The 18,497-nt window shown below is 69.3% G+C and carries 14 protein-coding genes; 6 read left to right on the top strand and 8 right to left on the bottom strand.

The features are described from left to right. Together groEL and EGM46_RS12080 are read left to right on the top strand one after the other, a co-directional pair. A partial coding sequence (gene groEL, locus EGM46_RS12085) for a chaperonin GroEL (RefSeq protein ID WP_125100395.1) occupies positions 1-1,209 on the top strand: 1,209 nt, incomplete at its 5' end. Positions 1,210-1,544: 335 nt separating this feature from the next. Further along, positions 1,545-2,585, top strand: a complete 1,041-nt coding sequence (locus EGM46_RS12080; protein ID WP_241156317.1) for an endonuclease domain-containing protein — start codon at positions 1,545-1,547, stop codon at positions 2,583-2,585. Positions 2,586-2,803: 218 nt separating this feature from the next. Here EGM46_RS12080 and EGM46_RS12075 read toward each other — a convergent pair whose 3' ends face one another. The 5 genes from EGM46_RS12075 to EGM46_RS12055 all read right to left on the bottom strand — a co-directional run bounded on the left by EGM46_RS12075 (position 2,804) and on the right by EGM46_RS12055 (position 8,978). After that, positions 2,804-4,387 carry a sensor histidine kinase gene (locus tag EGM46_RS12075; protein WP_125100394.1) on the bottom strand — a complete coding sequence of 528 codons (1,584 nt, stop codon included), beginning with the start codon at positions 4,385-4,387 and terminating at the stop codon, positions 2,804-2,806. A gap of 1 nt (position 4,388) precedes the next feature. Continuing rightward, complete coding sequence (locus EGM46_RS12070; RefSeq protein WP_125100393.1) at positions 4,389-5,090, bottom strand: response regulator transcription factor; 702 nt, start codon at positions 5,088-5,090, stop codon at positions 4,389-4,391. 91 nt (positions 5,091-5,181) lie between these two features. After that, positions 5,182-6,315: an ABC transporter substrate-binding protein gene (locus EGM46_RS12065; RefSeq protein WP_241156316.1), complete on the bottom strand. Its 1,134-nt coding sequence runs from the start codon at positions 6,313-6,315 to the stop codon at positions 5,182-5,184. 39 nt (positions 6,316-6,354) lie between these two features. Then, positions 6,355-7,350 (bottom strand): agmatinase, encoded by a 996-nt coding sequence (gene speB / locus EGM46_RS12060; protein ID WP_125100392.1) that lies wholly within the window; start codon positions 7,348-7,350, stop codon positions 6,355-6,357. After that, complete coding sequence (locus tag EGM46_RS12055; protein WP_125100391.1) at positions 7,347-8,978, bottom strand: 5-guanidino-2-oxopentanoate decarboxylase; 1,632 nt, start codon at positions 8,976-8,978, stop codon at positions 7,347-7,349. The genes speB and EGM46_RS12055 overlap by 4 nt, the downstream gene beginning before the upstream one ends. Positions 8,979-9,143: 165 nt before the next feature. On the opposite strand from EGM46_RS12055, the gene EGM46_RS12050 reads away from it, so the two are divergent. Further along, the gene (locus EGM46_RS12050) at positions 9,144-9,737 is read left to right on the top strand and encodes a helix-turn-helix domain-containing protein (RefSeq protein ID WP_125100390.1); all 594 of its coding nucleotides are present in this window, start codon (positions 9,144-9,146) and stop codon (positions 9,735-9,737) included. 30 nt (positions 9,738-9,767) lie between these two features. Here EGM46_RS12050 and EGM46_RS12045 read toward each other — a convergent pair whose 3' ends face one another. Genes EGM46_RS12045 through EGM46_RS12035 form a run of 3 tightly spaced genes read right to left on the bottom strand, consistent with a single transcriptional unit; the run spans position 9,768 to position 13,630 of the window. Beyond that, a complete protein-coding gene (locus tag EGM46_RS12045) occupies positions 9,768-11,414 on the bottom strand; it encodes a DNA repair helicase XPB (RefSeq protein ID WP_125100389.1) in 1,647 nt (548 codons plus the stop codon). Between the two features lie 48 nt (positions 11,415-11,462). Further along, a complete protein-coding gene (locus EGM46_RS12040; protein ID WP_125100388.1) occupies positions 11,463-13,346 on the bottom strand; it encodes a helicase-associated domain-containing protein in 1,884 nt (627 codons plus the stop codon). 17 nt (positions 13,347-13,363) lie between these two features. Continuing rightward, entirely contained in the window at positions 13,364-13,630 is a 267-nt protein-coding gene (locus EGM46_RS12035) for a hypothetical protein (RefSeq protein WP_125100387.1), read from the bottom strand. Between the two features lie 141 nt (positions 13,631-13,771). Here EGM46_RS12035 and EGM46_RS12030 point away from each other — a divergent pair, with 141 nt between their 5' ends. From EGM46_RS12030 to EGM46_RS12020, 3 genes are all read left to right on the top strand, one after another. Continuing rightward, positions 13,772-14,149, top strand: coding sequence for a cold-shock protein (locus EGM46_RS12030; protein ID WP_125100386.1), 378 nt, complete (start codon positions 13,772-13,774; stop codon positions 14,147-14,149). Further along, positions 14,142-14,828, top strand: a complete 687-nt coding sequence (locus EGM46_RS12025) for a DUF3027 domain-containing protein (protein WP_125100385.1) — start codon at positions 14,142-14,144, stop codon at positions 14,826-14,828. The genes EGM46_RS12030 and EGM46_RS12025 overlap by 8 nt, the downstream gene beginning before the upstream one ends. A gap of 196 nt (positions 14,829-15,024) precedes the next feature. Next, positions 15,025-18,435 carry a vWA domain-containing protein gene (locus EGM46_RS12020; protein WP_125100384.1) on the top strand — a complete coding sequence of 1,137 codons (3,411 nt, stop codon included), beginning with the start codon at positions 15,025-15,027 and terminating at the stop codon, positions 18,433-18,435. Positions 18,436-18,497 lie beyond the last annotated feature (62 nt).

Here is an 18,497-nt window from a genome sequence, read left to right as displayed (position 1 = left end):
GGCAAGCTCATCGCCGAGGCGATCGACAAGGTCGGCAAGGAGGGCGTCGTCACCGTCGAGGAGTCGAACACCTTCGGCACCGAGCTCGAGCTCACCGAGGGCATGCGCTTCGACAAGGGCTACCTGTCGGCCTACTTCGTCACCGACGCTGACCGCCAGGAGGCAGTCTTCGAGGATCCCTACGTCCTCATCGTCAACGGCAAGGTCTCGAACATCAAGGACCTCCTCCCCGTCGTTGATCCCGTGATCCAGTCGGGCAAGCAGCTCCTCATCATCGCTGAGGACGTCGAGGGCGAGGCGCTCGCAACGCTCGTGCTCAACAAGATCCGTGGCATCTTCAAGTCGGCAGCGGTCAAGGCGCCCGGCTTCGGCGATCGCCGCAAGGCCATGCTGCAGGACATCGCGATCCTCACCGGCGGCCAGGTCATCTCCGAGGAGGTCGGCCTCAAGCTCGAGAACGCGACGCTCGACATGCTCGGCACTGCACGCAAGGTCATCATCACCAAGGACGAGACCACCATCGTCCAGGGTGGCGGCGAGGAAGAGGCGATCCAGGGTCGCGTCACCCAGATCCGCCGCGAAATCGAGTCGACCGACAGCGACTACGACCGCGAGAAGCTGCAGGAGCGCCTCGCCAAGCTCGCCGGTGGCGTCGCCGTCATCAAGGCCGGCGCTGCGACCGAGGTTGAGCTCAAGGAGCGCAAGCACCGCATCGAGGATGCCGTCCGCAACGCCAAGGCTGCGGTCGAGGAGGGCGTCCTCCCCGGTGGTGGCGTCGCGCTGATCCAGGCGGGCAAGGACGTCTTCGAGACGCTCGAGCTCAGCGAGAGCGAGGCCGTTGGCGCGAAGATCGTCCAGGCCGCCATCGAGGCACCGCTGCGCCAGATCGCCCTGAACGCTGGCCTCGAACCCGGCGTCGTTGTGGATCGCGTGGCGAACCTGCCCCTCGGCCACGGCCTGAACGCCGCGACCGGTGAGTACGGCGACCTCGCCGCGCAGGGCATCCTTGACCCGGCGAAGGTGACGCGCTCGGCGCTGCAGAACGCCGCGTCGATCGCTGGCCTGTTCCTCACCACCGAGGCCGTCGTCGCCGACAAGCCCGAGCCGGCTGCCGCCGCTCCGGCCGGTGACCCCACGGGTGGCATGGACTTCNACCGAGGCCGTCGTCGCCGACAAGCCCGAGCCGGCTGCCGCCGCTCCGGCCGGTGACCCCACGGGTGGCATGGACTTCTAAGTCTGGTTTCCCGCGCAGGGGCCGCACCTTCGGGTGCGGCCCCTGCGGTGTTTTTGGGGGAGTGGTGTGCGCGGGAGGCCTGGTGCCCGCGTGCCGCGCCCCCGCAGGGGCAACCCGCACCCCTCCCGCCGGAGAAATCTCGAATCTCGGACGAATTCGCGTGGAAGCACCCGAGCGTTCAGATTTCTCCGGTTGGAACTGGGTGCGGGGGCCTCGTGTGGCGTCGCTCACAGGGCCGCAGTGGGGCAAATGATCCACATCCGAGTGATCAGCTGAGCGCTGGCCGTTCCCCGGGGTGACACTCGTCTGTATGAGCCTGCAGAAGACACTCGAGCGCGCCGGCGGAATCATGCGCGCGGCCACCCTCCATGACCGTGGCTACTCCGTGCACCTGCTCAAACGGTTCCTCGGCACGGGGCAGCTCCTGCGGCCACGCCACGGCTGGATCGCGCTGCCGAACGCCGATCCGGATCTCGTCTACGCCGCCGTGCACGGGGTGCTGCTCAGCTGCATGACGGTGATCGAGCGGGAGTCACTCTGGGTGCCCGAGCTGCTCACACGGCTGCACGTCGCGGCACCCACGCCAAAGTCTCATGTGCGAGCAGGGGATCACGTGTGTCACTGGGGCGTTCCCGTCGTCCGGCGACGAAGCTTCCAGCTCATGGACCGCGTGGAGAATGCCCTGGTACTCGTCTCGCAGTGCCAGCCCGCGGAGGCCGCCCACGCGGTGTGGGAGTCCGCGCTGCGCAATGGGGTCGTCACACGCGCCGAGCTGGCGAGGCTTCCGCTTCGCGGGCCCGAACGTGCTCTGCTCGCGGAGTGCACGATGTTCTCTGACTCAGGATACGAGAGCTATGTGTTGCGGAGGCTTCGCGCGTTGCGCCTGTCGGTGGTCGCGCAGGCGTGGCTGCTTGGCGCTCGCGTGGATTTCCTCGTCGACGGGTGGCTGGTCATCCAGGTCGACGGGGGCCACCACGTCGGCGAGCAACGCGCCTACGACAATGTCCTCGATGCCCGGCTTACCGCCAACGGCTACGCCACGATTCGTGTGAGCACAAGCCAGATCGAGCACCGATGGACGGAGGTGCAGGGCCGCATCATGCTCGCGATCTCGCAGGGCAGGCCGGTGGTGACCCATCCGGTGGGCGTCCGCCGCACCAGTGACGCTTTGCGGACGCCCTCGCCCACTCCGCAGGAAAAATCTGGTCTCTCGGACCTCTCCCGCGGAAAAGACCCGAGAATTCAGATTTCTCCGCGGGAAAGGCGGGACGAACAGGTCGAGGGCATCGAGAGGAGCGACGTCGGTGCGGTCCGGGGAGGGGGTGAGCCTGGGCTGCGCCGTACTGGGTAGGACAGAATCGACGGCCTGGACGCCTTACGGCGGCCTGGGATGCCCAGGCCTGGGGTGTCCGGGCTCAACTAGGCAGGGCCGGGAATGCCATGACCGGAGGTACCCAGCCAGGGGTCCCGGGCTGCCTCAGGCCGGGCCAGAGGGACGCCCCAGGCCGGGGCGGCCCCGGCCTGGGGCGTCCAGGCCCGGCCCGGGCGCCCGGTCAGGACGACCGGTGCCTAGGCGTTCGGAGCCTGCGAGCCCGGTTCCCGGGTGTCCGGCTCCGCGGCCTGCGCTGCCGGCTGCTGCTGCCCATCCGGGGCCGTCTGGATCGCCGCGGTCTCGCCCGTCACTGGCTCCGGCGGCGAGCCGGGGAGATCCACACGGAACGTCGCCCCACCGCCCGGGGTGTCGTGCACGCTCACACGACCGTGGTGCGCCTCAACGATCGACTGCACGATCGCGAGGCCGAGGCCCGAGCCGCCCGTCTCGCGGTTGCGCGACGAGTCGGCACGCCAAAATCGGCCAAAGATCTTGTCGCGGATCTGCTCGGGCACACCATCGCCGTGGTCGGCGATCTCAAACCTGGCGACCTGCGGCTCACCCTCGGCCACCTCCGGCGTCGACACGATGATCTCGATGGGGCTGCCCTCCGGGGTGTGCCGCATCGCGTTCCCGATGAGGTTCGTGAGGAGCTGGCGGACCTTGTGCTCGTCGCCGATCACCGACGGGTTCGTGGGATCCGCCACCACGGTCACGGCGCGGTCGGGCGCCTGCGCGCCAGCGTCGAGCGCCGCGTCGTGCGCCAGCTGATTGAGCGGCAGCGAGGTGAGCGCGAGGGGACGGCGCTCGTCGAGCCGGGCGAGCGCGAGCAGATCCTCCACCAGGGAGGTCATGCGGATCGCCTCCTTCTCGATGCGCTCCATCGCCTGCCCCACCTGCTCGTTCTCCTGGAGCGCGCCCATGCGGTACAACTCCGCATAGCCGCGAACGGACACCAAAGGGGTGCGCAGCTCGTGGCTCGCGTCGCCGATGAAGCGTCGCATCCGCTCAATGGTGCGCGCCTGATCCTCGAGCGACCCATCGAGGCGGTCAAGCATGATGTTGAGCGATTCCCCGAGGTGACCCACCTCCGTGTGCGGGCTCGCCACCATGATGCGCTTCGAGGTGTCCCCGCGCGCGATCTCGAGCGCGGTCTGCTCAACCTCAGCGAGCGGCAGGAACGTGGTCGTGACAAGCAGACGGGTGAGGGCCGCGCCGAGCAGGATCACCGCGATCCCGAACCCCGTGAACACGATCACGTACCGCGCCACGACCTTGTTGATGGCCGCGGTCGACGACGCGATGAGCAGCATGCCGCTGGGCTGGCCGTCGATGAGCACGGGGGCGGCGACCGCCCGCCAGTTGCTCCGATCCGGGCTCGTCATCGGGATGAACTGCCCAGGATCCGCCATCAGCGTGTCCAGCGTGAGCGGGGAGAGCAGCTCAGGCACCGCCGAGGACTCACCCAGGCTGTGCGTGTTGTCGTACTGCAGCGCCCCCGCAGCGTCAAAGAGCGCGACGTAGTACTGCTGGTTCGCGTACAGAATGTCGGCGCGGCTGAGGTTCGACGCGTCAGCCCCGGTCCCGAGCGCGGTCGTTGGATCCTTGCGCAGCTGGTTCAGCGTGTTTGTCTGATCCGCGAGCAGCATCGGGCGGAGCACCGAAAGCGTGCCGACGCCAGCCACGATGAGCCCGAGGAAGAGGATGAACACCGTGACGCCGGTGATCTTCGCCCGCAGTGAGATGTCGTCCCACCGCTCGGCGAAGCTCGGGCGCGACACGCTACTTGGCTTCGGTCTTGAGCATGTACCCGAAACCGCGCTTTGTCTGGATGAGTGATTCCTCGGTCAGCGGGTCGAGCTTGCGACGCAGGTACGAGATGTAGGACTCGACGATGCCGGCATCGCCGTTGAAGTCGTACTCCCACACGTGGTCGAGGATCTGCGCCTTCGAGAGCACGCGGTTGGCGTTCTGCATGAGGTAGCGCAGCAGCTTGAACTCCGTGGGGGAGAGCTCAACGGAGGAGCCCTCGACGGTGACCTCGTGCGTGTCCTGATCCATGGTGATCGGGCCAACCGTGAGGATCGAGTCCTCGTCCTCCTGGATCGTGCGGCGCAGCACCGCCTTGATCCGCGCGATGATCTCGTCGAGGCTGAACGGCTTCGTGACGTAGTCGTCGCCGCCGACGGTGAGGCCCTCGATCTTGTCCTCGGTGTCGTCCTTCGCGGTGAGGAAGATGATGGGGGCGGTGTAGCCGGCCGAGCGGAGGCGCTTGGTCACGCTGAAGCCGTTCATATCGGGCAGCATGACATCGAGCACGATCAGGTCGGGCTCTTCCTCAAGCACTGCCGAGATGGTCTGCGCGCCGTTTGCGACAGCACGCACACCGAACCCTGCGAAACGGAGGCTCGTGCTGAGCAGCTCGCGAATGCTGGGCTCGTCGTCAACGATCAGAATCCGGGGTCCCTTGGGCTGTGCGTTCATGTTCCCAGTCTCTGATTGTTTGCTATGAAGTGGCTGGAAATGTGCGGGCGTGTGGGGAACCGGGCCCACACGCCCGCACGGTGCCGGCGTGCTAGGCGCCAGTGACCCAGTTGGCCCAGGCCGTGGCCATCGCGTCGTAGTTCTCAACCCAGAAGTCGAAGTTGGGAACGTGCCCCGTCTCGAAGCGCGAGCTCGCGAGCCAGGCGGCGAGCGTATCGTCGACCTGCGGCTCCGCGTTCACGTTGACCGGTGACATCGAGTTGAGTTCGGTCATGCCCGCCTGCTGCTTCGCGCCGAGGAAGTAGTTGATCGCGGCGTGCGAGGCTGCCGGATCCTTCGCCCCCTTCGGGATGGCGGTCGAGTCGATCGCAACGAGCCACTCGTCCCAGACCGGAGCAATGGGCGCCCCCGCCTCGGCGGCGCCGTAACCGCGGCCGGACCAGACGTACCCCATCACAGCCTCACCGCTCTCGAGCTGCTGCTGCGCCTGCGCCCCGGTCGACCAGGCAATCATGTCGTCGCCCAGGCTGTCGTACTTCGCGATGGCTTGGTCGATGTGCTCGGGCTTCAGGTTGTCGAGGTCCACCCCGTCAGCGAGCAGTGGAAACTCGAGGTTCTGCGGATCGACGTAGGTCGTCTGCGGCACGGTGCGCTTGCCGGGGAACTTCTTCGTGTCGAAGAAATCGGCGGCGCTCTTCGGCGGGTTGTCGCCGAAGACCTCGGTGTTGTACGCGATCACAAAGCCGTACATCACGTTCGGGATCATGCAGTCATCCGTGATCGTGCCCTCGGGAAGCTGCGAGGTGTCGATCTGTGAACGATCGATCTTCTCATAGAGCGTGCCGCAGCCGCGCGCAGTGTCGACCTGTGAGGTGTCGACAATGTCCCACGAGACGTTGCCGCCGTCGACCATCGCCTTCAGCTTGCCGGCGTCGAACGCGTCCATCTGCATGACCGCGCCCGATTCCTTCGCGAAGGGCTGCCAGATCGCTTCATCCTGCCCCTCCTGAAAGATGCCGCCGGGGCCAGCGTAAGTGAGCGTGGCGCCCGCGAGAACGTCGGGTGCGATTTCGCCGACCACGGGGGTGCCGAAGTCGCGGTCCTCAGCGGGGGCGGCGGTGCCCCCGGAGCAGGCTGCGAGGAGGAGCCCTGCGGCGCCGACCATCGCGACGGCGGAAATTGAGCCAGGGAGTGAGCGGTGAAAAGAGCGGGAGAGTGTCGTCATTGATTCTTCCGTTTCGGTGGGTGGGGGTCAGCGAACTGACTACCCGAGGGGGGCGGGGGAGCGTCCCCAGAGGGACAGGAACTCGTACGCGATGTGGGCCGCGGCGAGCGAGGTGACGTCGGCGTGATCGTAGGCGGGTGCGACCTCAACCACGTCGGCACCGACGATGTTGAGCGGTGCGAGCCCGCGGAGCAGATAGAGCAGCTCCCGGCTGGCAAGGCCCCCGGGCTCGGGGGTACCGGTGCCCGGCGCGAATGCTGGGTCGAGCACGTCGATGTCGACCGACACGTACACGGGACGATCACCCAGCCGGAGCGTGATTTGCTCGAGAATTCCGATGAGCCCGGTGGTAGCGAATTCGCTCGAATGGACAGCCTGGAATCCCACCGCGCGATCCTCCGCAAGGTCGTGGGGCCCGTACAGTGGGCCGCGAATGCCCACGTGCATGCAGCCCTCGGGATCAAGCAATCCCTCCTCAGCGGCGCGGCGGAACGGCGTGCCGTGGTGCATCGCGGCGCCGAAGTATGGGCCAAAGGTGTCGATGTGCGCATCGAAATGCAGCACGGAGATGGGGCCGTGATGCCGGGCGAGCGTCTTGATCGCCGGGTATGCGACGGTGTGATCGCCGCCGAGAATGACAAGTTTCCCCGCGCGCTCGCGCGCTGCGGCAAGTCCGACGAGCATCGCCTCAACCGCGCGGTCGATGCCGAACGGCGTGACGGCGAGGTTTCCAACATCCGCCACCTGGTGCTGCGCGAAGGGGAACGCATCCAGTTCCACGTTGTAGGGGCGGATCAGATGGCTCGCCCCACGAATCCCCTCGGGGCCGAAGCGCGCGCCCGGCCGGAAGGTGACGCCGGAGTCGAACGGTATGCCGATGACCCCGGCCTGGGCCTCGCCCACACTCGCGAGCGACGGCAGCCCCGCGAACGTGCCGGGACCCGCGAAACGCGGTACCTGCGAGAAGTCCACCTGCCCAGTGATGCGTGAGCCATCGGCGCCAACCCCGGTCGTGTAGGGGATATCGAGGCTCATACGGACACCTCCGGACTGAGCGAATCGGCTTCGACACGGTGCTCAGCTGGGGCCCGCACCACGATGACGGACAGGCCGACGTGGGTTGTGGCCTCGCGCAGCTCGGCTTCGAGCTCGGCCTCTGACGTGGGGCGAGCGACGCTGGCCCCGAATCCCTCTGCGATCACTCCAAGGTCGTGTGCGGTGGTGCGCACCCCGGCGGGCTGGATCTCGGCGCGGTCGAACGACACCTCGATCTCCCTGTAGCCCCCGTTGTCCCAGATAATCATTGTGATGTTCGCGCCGAGATCACGCGCGGTGGCGAGCTCGGGCAGAGTGAAGAGCGAACTCCCGTCGCCGGCCAGCGCGACGATGGGACGGTCGGGTGCCGCCACCGCCGCACCGATCGCCATGGGGAGCGCGGGGCCGAGCGTGCCGTAGCCGTAGGGCGCGAGCCAGCGCCCCGGCGTATCGATGGGGAGGAAGTGGTGCGCCTGGTACGCCACCTGGGCGGAGTCAGCGGTGAGAATCGCGTTCTCGGGCAGGGCCCGGGCAATCGCGTCGATCCACGGCGTATGCGGATCCCGCGCTCGCTCCTCGGCGAAGCCAGCGCGCGCGGCGGCTGCACGCTCGGCACCGGCCCGCGCCTGAGCGGGATCCGCGGGGGTGAGTTCAGCAAGCATCGCCGCGGCAAACTCGCTCACACGCACTGGAAGCGTGGGGCGGGTCTGATCTGGGTGCGTCGCAGCGGGATCGATGTCCACGCGGAGTACGTCTGCCAGCCGCGGTTCCTCCGAACCAGTGAACAGCACCTCGAAGTCCGAGAGCTCAGTGCCAAGGGCGACGACGAGATCGGCGTCCGACACGAGTTCTTGCGTGCGCGGAAATGGCATGCTGACGCCGACGTTGAGCGGGTGCGCCTCGGGAAGCAGCCCCTTCGCGTTGCCCGTGAGCACCACAGGCGCAGCAAGCCGCTCCGCGAGCTCGTGCACCGCCTGCCCATCGTGGCGCGCGCCACCGCCCGCGATGATCACGGGACGCGCGGCCCCGGCGAGTGCCTCACGCGCTGCCGCGAGATCGAATTCGGGCGTGGGATCGCTGAGCGTCGCCGCGCTCGCCGCAGCGGGGCGACGCAGCGTTCCCACCTCCTCCTCAAGCAGATCGCGAGGAATGCCGATATACACGGGACGTGACCGTTCGGACCCCCAGCGGCGGAACGCCTCGTCAATGAGCTCCGGGACCCGAGCGGCATCGGTGACGGTCTCGCTGAAGAGCGTGAACGGTCGGAGCACGGGCGCGAGGTCGGGGGTGTCGTGCAACGTGCCGCGGTGGGCGCCGAGCTGCTCGCGGGTGACAGTCGATCCGATGATGAGCATGGGGATCGAGTCATGCCAGGCTTGCGCGATGGGCGTCAGTGCGTTGAGGACACCCGGTCCGGTGATCAGGTAGCACACACCTGGAGTCCCGGACACTCGGGTGTATGCGTCGGCCATGAAGCCGGCGCCTTGCTCGTGGCGCGGGATCGTAACGGACAACCCGCTCTGATCGATGTCTCGAAAGAGCTCCAGGGTGTGTACGCCCGGGATCCCGAATATCTGTGAGACGCCATACTCCGTCAGCAGCGCACTGATGGCCTGTCCGAGCCGCATTCGACCCATCCCCTCCGCGAACAACACTGTTCGCCATGTTTGCTCAAGCAATACTCTGTGAAGGAATACTAAACAGCGTGCTTGGCTTTCGTCAATGGAGAATTCCGGGCAGGATAGACAGATGATGGGGTACACGACCCCGCACGGCAGGAGTCGGGGAGTCCCATGACCGAACGCACCACTGCGGCACGGCCGCCGCGGCCAGCGGCCTCGGCGCAGCTCGAACAGATCGGGTTTCGACTGCGCGTTGCGCGGGAGGAACGCGGCATGACGCTGAGCAGCGTGGCTGACTTCACCGGGTTGACGAAGGGGTTCATTTCCCAAGTGGAGCGCGGTCTCACCTCCGCGTCAGTGACCTCACTCGCCGCGATTTGCGATGCGCTCACCATGCCTATGGGGCGACTGTTTGACCCGCCGCAGATTTACGTGAACCGTGCGGAGGGGCGCGAGCCCGCCCTGCTGATGGGCGATGGCGTCTCCGACACTGTGCTGTCGCCTCCCGGGCAGAGCGACACACAGATCATCGAGACGTGGGTGGAGCCGGGCGGCGGATTTGAACCCGAGCCCTACCGGCTGCCCGTCGATCGCGAATTCGTCGTGGTGCTCGCCGGCACGCTCGAAATGCAGATCGAGGCGGAGACGTTTCTGCTCGGCGAAGGTGATGCAATGAGCTTCAACGCGCGCCATGCGCACCTCTGGCGCAACCCGTCTGAGACGGAGCGCGCGCGTGTGCTCTGGGTGCTCACCGCGCAGGTGTGACGCCCGGCCAGCCGCGCGAGCCCGCGCCCACTACACCTGCGCGGTCAGCTGCGCCTCGTCCATGATCGTGTAGGCGTAGCCCTGCTCCGCGAGGAACCGCTGCCGGTTCTGGGCGAAATCCTGGTCGACGGTGTCGCGCGTGATGAGCGTGTAAAACGACGCGGTCGCCCCGTTTGCCTTCGGGCGCAGCAGGCGGCCCAGGCGCTGCGCCTCCTCCTGACGCGAGCCGAAGGAGCCCGAGATCTGGATCGCGACCGACGCATCCGGGAGATCCACCGAGAAGTTGGCCACCTTCGAGACGACGAGGATCTTCACGGCGCCCGTGCGGAAGAGTCCGAACAGCTCCTCACGCTCGTCGACCGGCGTCTGGCCCGTGATGAGCGGCGCGTTCAGCGCCTCCGCCATGGACTCGAGCTGGTCGATGTACTGCCCGATCACGAGGATGCTCTCGCCGGGGTGGTTCGCGATGATACGGCGCGCGACGCGCTCCTTGACCGGCGTGCTCGACGCGATGCGATAGCGATCCTGATCCTCCGAGATCGCGTACTCCATGCGCTCGGCCTCACCCAGGTCGACGCGCACCTCGAAGCACGCGGCCGGCGCGATGAAGCCCTGCGCCTCGATGTCCTTCCACGCCGCGTCGTAGCGCTTGGGCCCGATCAGGCTGAACACGTCGCCCTCGCGGCCGTCCTCGCGCACGAGCGTCGCCGTGAGCCCGAGCCGGCGTCGCGCCTGCAGATCGGCGGTGAGCTTGAACACGGGAGCGGGGAGCAGGTGCACCTCGTCGTACACGATCACGCCCCAGTCCTCCGCGTCGAGGAGCGACAGGTGCGCGTACTCGCCCTTCCGCTTGCTCGTGAGGATCTGGTACGTGGCAATCGTGACAGGCTTGATCTCCTTGATCTGGCCCGAGTACTCGCCGATCTCGTCCTCCGTGAGCGAGGTGCGCCGCAGCAGCTCATCGCGCCACTGCCTGGCCGACACCGCGTTCGTGACGAGGATCAGGGATTTCGCGCCGACCGCTGCCATCGAAGCTGCGCCGACGATGGTCTTTCCCGCGCCGCACGGCAGCACCACGACTCCCGAGCCGCCCTGCTGGAACGCCTCGACGGCCTTTGCCTGGTAGTCGCGCAGCTCCCAGTCGCCCTCGGCGAGCGCAATGTCGTAGGGCTCGCCAGGGGTGTAGCCGGCGAGGTCTTCGGCCGGCCAGCCGCGCGCAACAAGCTGCTGCTTCAGTTCGCCGCGCGCCCACGCCTCGACCGGGTACGTGCGGTCGTCGAGCTTGTTGCCGAGCAGCGGCGCGATCTTCTTCGCGCTGGTCACCTCGCGCAGCACGGCGGGATCCTCGGAGCGCAGCACGAGTGCGCCCTCGGCGTCGCGCTCGATGGTGAGCCGGCCGTAGCGTCGCATCGTGTCGGCGATCTCCGCGGCGACGCCGCTCGGCACCGGGAACTTCGCGTGCCGGTTGAGGGTGTCGAGGATCTCCTCTGCGGTGTGGCCAGCGGCACGCGCGTTCCAGAGGCCGAGCCGGGTGACCCGGTAGGTGTGGATGTGCTCGGGCGCGCGCTCCAGCTCCGCGAACACGGCCAGCTCGTGGCGCGCGTCCTCGGCGTCGGGGTGCGCGACCTCCAAGAGGACGGTGTGGTCGCTCTGCACGATGAGTGGGCCGAGAGTCATAAGGATCTATTCTACTCGCGCCGCTCGTGAGCGACGTGGGTGGCCTGGCTACTCGGCCTCGACGGCGGTGATCATGCTGACGGGCAGCGTGCGCTCAACCCCGGCGAGCTGGTCAGTGGCGCGCAGCCGGCCGCCGGACACGGAGACGGGGAGGAGCGTGAACTCGTGGGTGCGCCCGCGCGCCTCGGCGGTGACCCTGACGGGGCGTTTGTCGCGCATGGCGAGCTCCAACCGCCGGGTGAACTCGCTGGTGCCCGGCTCCGCGCGCGCCGCGGTGTGCACGCGGTCGACGAGCGCGGTGAGCGCCTCCGTGAGCGGTGGGACCGCCTCCTCGCCGCCCACCACGGGCACCGCCTCGGTCGGGGTGCGATCGAGCGTTGCCGCCGACGCGTCGCGCGTGTGCGCGCGCTCGGCAGTCGCGGCAGCGGAGGCCGTGGCGGGGGCCAGCGCCGAGCCCGGCTGATACCGCGCGTCGGTGAGCGCGGAGAGCACGTGCTCGGGGCGGAGCCGGGAGAAAAGCTGCGCGGCACCGTCGGCGGTGGGGATGCCGCGCATCAGCTGCAGGTGCTGCAGTGCGCGGTCGACGAGGAGCGTTTCTGCGAGCTCTGGCCGCGCGACCGCGAGGCGCGTGCGTCCCTCGTCGCCGTGGTGCTCGTGGACGATGAGGTCGCCGGCGCGTTCGGCGCGGTGGCTGAGGAGGTACTCGAGCGGCTGCGGCACCCCGGTGAGCGAGAGCCGGGACACCGCTGCGCGGACATCCGCCGGGGTGATCCCGTGCTCGAGCGCCTCGCCGAGGCTGAGGTCCGAGATGCGACGCGTCGACGCGACACCGATCTGCTCGGGGTGCGAGAACGCCGCGAGCAGCGCCTCGTCGCTCGGGGGGAGCGGGCCGGGGATCACCACGCTGAGGTCCGGCTGCACGTACACGCCAGGCGCGACGTCCGGGGTGTCTCGCGCGATGCGCGCGGCAGCGACGGCGCGCTCGCCGGCGAGCAGCGCGGCGGCCGGGGGAGACAGCGTGCCCTGCACGGTGCACCCCAGGTGCTCGACCACCTCGGTGTAGCTGCGTGCTGCCGCGCGATCCTGCGCGGGGAGGAGCGGAAAGCGGTGCGGGATCCTGGCCTCCGCGGCTGCGAGGTCGCCCGGTGTCTCCGCGAGTGTGCGCCGAAGCTCGCGCGGCATCTCGGCGAGGAGTGCGGCGGCGAGCCGCTCCCAGCGCGCGCGGTGATCCAGCGCGAGCCACTCGGGGGCCTGCGCTGAGGTGGTGAGCAGTTGCGCGTCGGGCTGCTCGGCGGTGAGCGCCGCGGTGCGCAGCGCGCTCAGCACGTGCGCGACCGCGGTCACATCGATGCCGGTGTGCTCCGAGAGCTGCCGGATCGAGGCGACGGCGACCGTCCCGTTGCGGTTGAGCTTTCCTGGCCGGGCGGTGAGTGCGCGGAGCACCTCCGCCGCCTCACCCACGGCAGTGAGCGCGGGGGAGTACCAGGTCGCGGCGGCGTCGCCCGCCTGCGCGGCGGTGTCAGTATCGCCCGCCGGCGCATCCCCTCCGTGGGGCTCGGGCTCGGGGTCTGCGAGCGCGGTGAGCGGCACCCCGGCCTCGGCGAGCGCGGCGGAGATTGCCTCGGTCACCTCGGGGAGCGGCACCGGGGCGGCGAGGTCGACGCCGGTGAGGCCGAGCGAGGTGAGCGCGGCGAGCTCGGTCGGCGGCACCGCACCGGGATCCCGGTCGAGGCGCAGGAGCGTCGTGATGGCCGCGCGGTCGAGCCGGTGCACGGCGCGCTGGATCGAGTCGGCGCGCAGCAGCTCAGCGGCGAGCCCGATCGGGTCGGTGATGCTGGCGGCAGCGTATGGCCGCCGCGCCGCGACGAGCGCGTGCAGGGCGTCGCGATCCATCTCCGCGAGTGCGGAGGCGAGCGCGAGAGTGCCACTCATGGGGCGCGGCTCCGGTCTCAGCCCTGCGCGTTCCGGCGGAACTCGCGGCGGCGGCGAGCCTGGCTGACGATCAGCAGCGCGACGAGCAACACGAAGCCGATCGGCAGCGCGATGAGCGAGATGCCGTAGACGATGGGCCAGAGCCCCTCGGCCATCGCCTCCCGGTCGTTCATGCCAATGATGAGGGTGGCGAAGAATGACAGGAGCGCTGCGGCAATGATCGCGAGCGAACTGTACGCGAGAATCCGCTCGAGGATCGACGGGGTGCTGGGTTCTATGGACATCCGCTCCATTTTACCGCGTTCACCCTCATCGTGGGGCGAGGAAGGGGCGGTAGACTTGTGTGGATATGCGGGTGCGCACCGCCAGGCACGTGTGTGCGCTGGCGGGACACGAGCGCCCGCCGAGACGGAAAGGAACGAGGCATGCCGAACGGCAAGGTCAGGTTCTACGACGAAGACAAAGGCTTCGGGTTCATCCAGGGCGAGGATGGTGCGCAGGTGTACCTGCACGCATCAGTGCTGCCAGCAGGGGCTGAGGTGCAGCAGGGCACGCGCGTCGAGTACAGCGTTGCCGACGGGCGCCGCGGGCCGCAAGCGCTCTCGGTGCGGGTCCTCGATACGCCCAAGCTTGCGAAGCGCAATCGGAAGTCGGCTGACGACATGGCGATCATCATTGAGGATCTCGTGAAGCTGCTCGACGGGCTGGGTGGGAGCCTCAAGAACGGTCAGTACCCGGAGCGCGCGCAGTCGCGCCAGGTGGCCACGATGCTCCGCCGCGTTGCGGATGACTTCGATGTCTGAGCTCGCGGCGGTGGACGCCGTCGGTACCGACGCGGCGCCAGCCGAGATCGTCGCCGACCCGGTGCTGCTCGCCGCGCGCGAGCAGGCGCGCGCCGCGCTGCTGGAGGTCACCGACGCCGCGACCGTCGGCGCCGATGCCGGCTCTGAGGCGCACGAGGCGCACGTGCTCACCCTGTTCTTCGAGTGCCGCCTGCCCGGGTACCCCGGCTGGCGCTGGGCGGCGACCCTCGCCAGGGTCGATGAGGACTCACCGGTGACCGTGCTCGAGGTGGAGCTGCTCCCCGGCGACGGCGCGGTGGTCGCGCCCGAGTGGGTGCCGTGGTCCGAGCGGCTCGCCCAGTACCGCCAGACGCAGGCGCGCCAGGCCGCAGAGGAGGCCGCCGCCGCCGAGGCCGCGGCTGATGAGCTGCGCGACGAGGACGAGATCGCCGGCGACGAGGATCTGCTGGAGAACGACTTCAGCGACTTCGACGACGAGCTCGACGGCGTGGACATTGACGAGCTCGACGACGCTGATGACGACGACGACGACGCCGACGATGAGGATCGCGCGGACGAGGCCGACGAGACCGACCTCTTCGCGGACGACGAGTCGGACGACGACGATTCCGATGACGACGCCGACGATGATGAGTTCGACGACGACGACGACGACGAGGGCGCGGACCGCTCCTACTGACCGTTGCAGCACCGAAGTGCGGCGGCCCGGGTTCCCGGGCCGCCGCACTTTTTTGCGTGCCCCGAGCAGAAATACGTAATTTTCCCGGATCCCCTATTTTCCTGCATTCCATAACGTTTCCCGTGGGTGGGGACTCGCAATGCAATCGCTGTGTGGGATTGCGTACTCAGCGGTGGCTGAGGGGGAAAGGGAAACGATGGGGTACACAGATCTGCGCGTCGCACGACGCCGGAACCGGACGCTGATCGCTGCCGCTGCCGCGGTCGCGACGGCGCTGCTCGGGGCAGCTCCGGCGCTCGCCGCAGACGAGACACCGAACGGTGCGGTCGCGGACACGACGCAGCTCCGCTGGCAGGCGATCGATGCCGCGCAGCAGCCGGTGCACGGCGCCGCCTTCGAGGTGCAGCGCAGCGGCGCAGACGCCGCGGGACTCCTCGCGCGCGTGGCCGACAACACCGGCCAGGCCGGGTACGACGGGCTCGACCAGGATCCGGCACCCGGCACGTTCTCCCTGCACGAACTGCGCGACGCACGCGACGCCGCGCGCACCGAGCCACTCGTCGCTGGCGACGTCCTCCTCGTCCGCCTCGCCGCAACCGCTGACACGGCGGCTGGCGCGTGGCAGGAAGTGCGCGCCGAAGCGGCGAACGCCGCGACCGAGCCGGCGCCCGTGCGCGCGGTGCCCGTCGCGGAGGCCCCGGCCGAGCCGGCCGAGCCGGCCGCCCCGGCGGAGCAGCCAACGGCGGAGCCGACGCCGACGGAGCAGCCGGCCCCCACGACGCAGCCGAAGCCCGCCAAGGCGGCACCCGCCGCCGCGGGCGCGAGCATCACTCCGCTCGCGGCCGGCCCGGACGCGCCTGGCGTGAGCGCGCCCTACGTGTACTGGCGCGCCGTGGATCAGGACGGGGCGCTGCTCGGCGGCGCGACCTTCGAGCTGCAGGGCCCCAGGAGCGGCGGCAGCTGGGGCACCACGTACACCATCGCGGACTGCACCTCGGCCCCGTGCACCGGCCTCGATCGGGATCCGGATCCCGGCGAGTTCCAGGTGAAGTTCTTGAGCCCGGCGAGCAACCCGACGACGAACTCGGTCGTGACCGCCTCCGCCTACCGCGTGCGGCAGACCGTCGCTCCGGCCGGCTACACGCTGGGGTCGAGCGCTTGGCGCGAGATCCCGCGCTCCGGGAACACGGGCAACTGGGGCGGACAGACCTACTCCTTCGGCGACTACGCGAGCACGCGGATCCCGCCGGCGAGGATCGTCGTCTCGGTCGGCGGGGACCGCACCGCAGCGGGCGGCGTCACTGCGCTCTCCGGGGTGACGCTTCTGCTCAACACGGGCACCGGGAGCCCGAGCGGCACGCGCCCCGACGGGGTGAGCGGCACGGGAGCCGGCTGGGCGCGCTGCGTCTCGGATAGCGCGGGCGAGTGCGTGTTCGAGGTCCCGGGGACCGAGAGCGGCGGGACGAACCGAGACCGTCGCTTCTGGGTCGTGCAGCCGAGCACGGGCGCCCCGACCGGCTGGTTTGCCAACACCAGTCTCGGCACCGGTTCGAACGGTTCGCCGTCCGCGACCGCGTACGTGTTCCGGACTGGCGACACGCTGCGCTCCGGCAACACGTACCGCTCGACGAGTAACTTCATGTACGACTCGGCGATCGCCGACGACAACTCCACGCCTACGGCCTCCGCCGGCGTCTGGCAGAACTCACGGAACAACCCGGCGCTCGTGCAGAGCTGCGGCATCGACGTCGCGCTGATCATGGACTTCTCCGGCTCGGTTTCCGGCTCGGTGCCGGCGCTGAAGGCCGCGGCCGGCGCGTTCACCGACGCGCTCGTCGGCACGCCGTCCCGGATGTCGCTCTTCTCCTTCTCCGACAGCTCGCCCGCGAACACCGCGAGCGCCAACTACCCGGCGCTCACCTCGGTCGCAACGCAGACCCAGGCCGACGCCTTCAAAGCGCGGTGGAACGGGTGGGACGCCGACGGCGGAACGAACTGGGAGCAGGCACTCGCAACCGCTGCCGACGCCCGTGCAACGAACCCGTACGACGTCGCGATCGTGATCACCGACGGGCAGCCGACGTTCTGGGGCGCGAACGCCTCGGGCCCGGGAGATTTCACCCGACTGGTCGAGATGGAGAAGGGGATCTTCGCGGCGAACGCGCTCAAGGCGCAGGGCACGCGAGTCGTCGCGTTCGGCGTCGGCGCCGGCGTCTCCGGCACCGCGAACGCCGCAAACCTCGCCGCGATCTCCGGCCCGACCGTGAACAGCGACTACTACCAGACCAGTAACTACCAGGCGGCAGGCACCACCCTCCGCGCGCTCGCACAGGGTGCGTGCAAGGGCCAGCTCACGATCACCAAGATGATCGTGCCGAACAGCACACCGGCCGGGCAGATCACTGGCGCGACGCCCGCGCCAGCCGGCTGGAACTTCACGGTCTCGAACCCGGGCGCCGGGGTCACGCTGCCAACGCCGGCCACCCTCGCCACCACGGGCGACGGGACGGGCACCGTCGCGTTCCCGCTGAGCTACGCCGGCGGCACGTTGAGCGGTCAGGTGACCGTCGCAGAGACCCAGCAGCCCGGCTACCAGATCGTGCCGGTCAACGGCAGGAACGCCGTCTGCACGAACCTCGTCACGCAGCAGCCGGTCACCGGGATCACCGACGTCACCAACGGCGTGCGCGTCGCGGTGCCGCAGAACGAGACCGTGAACTGCACCGTCTACAACCGGGCGCCCGACCGTGCGGCCACCGTGCAGGTGGATAAGGTGTGGCGCGTCCTCGACGAGAGCGGGACGGAAACCGGCCGCTATCGGATCCCGGGCGATGAGGGACCGCTGCCGCAGGGGCTTTCCGCGCAGCTCACGCTCACCGGCCCCGGTGGCGCGGGCGCGACCCCGAACCCCTGGGGTGAGCCGCGAAGCGGCTACGCCGCCGGCAACGCGGTGACCATCGCCGAGACCACGGGGATCGACGCGGCGAAGTTGCCCGGCTGCACGCTGACCTCGCAGCAGCTCACCAAGCGGGGGAGCGTCGCGGTGACCGAGACGGTTCCCGCGAGCGCGACGCTGACGCCCGGGGCCAACACCTTCGAGCTGACGAACACCGTCACGTGCGCCTCGACGCTCACCCTCCTGAAAACGGTGAGCGGCGGCAGCGCGAGCCCGGCGAACTGGGATCTCACCGCCGCACCGCAGGGCGGAGGCCAGCCGAAGACGGTGTCCGGCGCGCCGACGCGCTCCGCGGGGAACACCTTCGGGGTCGCCCCGGCGGCGCAGTACGCGCTCTCCGAGGCGCTCCACGACCCGAGCACGCCGCTCGCCTACCTCCTCGACCGGGTGGAGCGGTGCGCCCCAGACGCCTCGGCGCCAGGCGGCTGCATCTGGACGCCGGTCGACGAAAGTGCGCCGGTCTCGGTGGGGATCGGGCAGCACGAGGTGTACCGCTTCGTCAACGTCGCCGCCCCAGCGCTCGAGGTGCCGCTCACCGGCGGCGTGAGCTCCGACGCGCTGAACATCGCGGGTGCCGGGCTCGCCGCCCTCGCCCTCCTCGTCGGCTCGCTCAGCTGGGCGCACCGCAGGCGGCGAAGCGCCAGCGCCTAGCGCGCGACACACAGACCAGGGCGCGGCCAGATCCGGACGCGTTCACACGGGGCCAGCAGCAC

It is taken from the genome of Leucobacter chromiireducens, from assembly GCF_003917135.1.
Classification (GTDB): Bacteria; Actinomycetota; Actinomycetes; order Actinomycetales; family Microbacteriaceae; genus Leucobacter; species Leucobacter chromiireducens_A.
This window is presented reverse-complemented; position numbering and strand designations above follow the sequence as displayed.